Here is a 2,602-nt window from a genome sequence, read left to right on the forward strand (position 1 = left end):
TAATAGATATTATCACTAGTGTTTAACTATTGGATTAAATTACTATTGACAATAGTCTTATGTATAAAAGTTGTATTTTTACCATTAATATATAAATGAAAATAGTCAGCATTCTTGCTTTAATATAATTACCGTTAATCATAAAAAACAAGAAAGGTGCTGACTATCTATGGATAATTATATCACTATTTTTGAAAAATTATTAGATATTATTAATTGGGATACTTTGAAAATATCCGCATATAAGCTAGATATTGACTTTAATACAGCTGTAAACCATTTGAAAACTCTTCTTTACTCCCACTTAGCGAAACTTGGTAGTTTAAGAGATATCGATGATTTTATGCAGTCTGACTCTAAATTAAAAGAATCAATAAAAGGCGTTAGCCTGGGAACTTTATCTAATCATAATAATTATATTGATTACAATGTATATGTTTCCATATTGAATGAGTTAGTTTCCAATGCTTTGGAGAAGCTTCCTGCAAGCGATAAACTAAAATAAAAGAACTTATTACAGAGAATAACTTCATATATGTTTTTGATAAAGGATACATTGACTACAAGAAATTTGATGAATTCAGTAATAAGGGAATATGCTTTATCACTAGATTAAAGGATAATGCAGCTCTAACGGAGATAAATAACCTAGAAATAACTTACTCAGAAACTATGTTACTAGATGATTCTATAAATATTATTGAAGATATTACTTGCTATCTTGGTACTAAAGATATCAACATGACAAAAGAGAAATACAGAGTTATCACAGTGGTTGACTCCGAAAGTAAAATTCTAACTTTTGTCACTAATATATTTGAATATACTAGTGAAGATATTTCATGGTTATATAAAAAGCGTTGGGAAATAGAGCTATTCTTTAAATGGATTAAGCAAAATCTAAAAATTAAAAAATTTACAGGTCATAGCCTAAATGCGGTTATGATGCAAATTGTTTCTGCAATAATAACATTCATAATTGTAAAATTGATACAAGGTGTATCTAAAACAGGCCACGGCTTATTTAATTAAAAATAATAAGGATTAGTTTTAATAATTGAAAATAACGGAAAAGCTGAATCATGGGAAATATTTGCTTTTATAAATCTAAAATAATAAAATAAAATTATAAATAATCCTGAATTATTCATCATAATTTAATCAATGGTATTTTGTACCGCATAGTTACTGTATTTTCAACATTTATTGCTTTCACCTATAAAGTGAAGCTTAAACTATAGAAAAAGGGCTTCAACTTTGTTAAAATGAAGTTACCAAGTCAAACAATTTAACAAAAGGAGAAACCCTTATGTCTAGTTTAAACGTACTTCATTTAGAAAGCAATAGTAAAATTAAAATAAATTTTGATGGAGGCGATCTATCCTCCGATTCTGGTTTATTCCTAATAAAGGAATTTGCCCACAAGGTTGGTTTTCACAAGCTAATCAAAAAATGTTTAAAACTAATGACACAGCTGATCGATTTCATAAGGACGATGAAAATCTATGCCAAATGATTTATCAAATATTGGCTCGATATTTCAATGATAATGACGCTGATGAACTTACCAACGACCCTGTTATGAATGCCATTCTTGATAAAGATGGATTAGCATCCCAACCTACTCTATCAAGGTTTTTCAACCGTATGGATGAAGATACCTTGATTCAGTTTGAGGAAATTTTAAAGTACTTAAGGGGCATAGTTATAAGATAAACTTCATTACTGTAGAAAGATTATCATCAGAAGCTTATATAAGAATTATAGTAGGACATGATAATATGAAAACTACTGAAATACATATTGATGTATCAAAAACTATAATATTGATTTGGAAATAGATGTTAGGCAAAATAACTCGAGGATTATAGGAGAATGTGAGAAATGGAAAAATTCACATAAAATAATTCATAAAGATGGAATTCAAATTTGTTATACAATATATTGATGAGGTGATGCTATGTCTGATTTAGATAGAAAAATAGAGAGCTGGAAAAATAGTTTACTTGACTTAGGAAAACGCAATCGATTATTAAATTATCGTAAAACTAAAAGATCAAATGTAAAAATTGTAGCTCCTGAAATTGAAAAATTATATTCCATGTTAGTTCTTGATGAAAAAGAATTGAAGTTTCCTTTTTCATACTATTATGATAAAGATGGTGAAGAGGAAAGGGAAGAAATTTTTATAAAAGGAGATATATCAACAGATAGAACTATTGGAGAACAACAAAAAACGTTAAAGAATCTTAGAGCTAAGGCAAAAATAGCGATTGAGGAAAAAGGTGTTAATATTTTATATTTAGCATTAGGGTTCTTAAATTGGACGGAAACAGCTGGTTCTGAATGGAATTTGATATCACCAATAGTTTTAGTACCAGTTTCTATAACTATCGAATCATTAACATCACCTTATGTATTAAATTTGCATGAAGATGAAATTGTTATTAATCCAACTTTATCCTATAAACTAGAGAACGATTTTGGGGTTAAATTTCCAGAATTTGATCCCTATGAAAATAATATTATAGAGTATTTAAATGAGGTTCAGAAGATAGTGAAGGTTAATGGGTGGATAATCAAAAAAGAGTGTGGGTTGAGT

Annotated in this window: 3 protein-coding genes and 1 pseudogene; all 4 read left to right on the forward strand. The window is 28.1% G+C overall.

From position 1 onward, the window contains the following. Nucleotides 1-169 precede the first annotated feature (169 nt). A complete protein-coding gene (locus tag VK998_RS10680; protein ID WP_325228123.1) occupies nt 170-505 on the forward strand; it encodes a DUF4372 domain-containing protein in 336 nt (111 codons plus the stop codon). 8 nt (nt 506-513) lie between these two features. Then, nucleotides 514-1,032 carry an IS4 family transposase gene (locus tag VK998_RS10685; protein WP_325228126.1) on the forward strand — a complete coding sequence of 173 codons (519 nt, stop codon included), beginning with the start codon at nt 514-516 and terminating at the stop codon, nt 1,030-1,032. Nucleotides 1,033-1,309: 277 nt separating this feature from the next. Continuing rightward, nucleotides 1,310-1,716, forward strand: a pseudogene (locus VK998_RS10690) (transposase). A gap of 244 nt (nt 1,717-1,960) precedes the next feature. Next, nucleotides 1,961-2,602: DUF4011 domain-containing protein (locus VK998_RS10695; RefSeq protein WP_325228125.1), on the forward strand; the 642-nt coding region annotated here is incomplete at its 3' end.

This window comes from Schnuerera sp., from assembly GCF_035459645.1.
GTDB lineage: Bacteria > Bacillota > Clostridia > Tissierellales > Tepidimicrobiaceae > Schnuerera.

What these genes read in the sequence shown, in the direction of transcription:
- VK998_RS10680 (WP_325228123.1), top strand. Translation starts at nt 170, where the DNA reads ATGGATAATTATATCACTATTTTTGAAAAATTATTAGATATTATTAAT.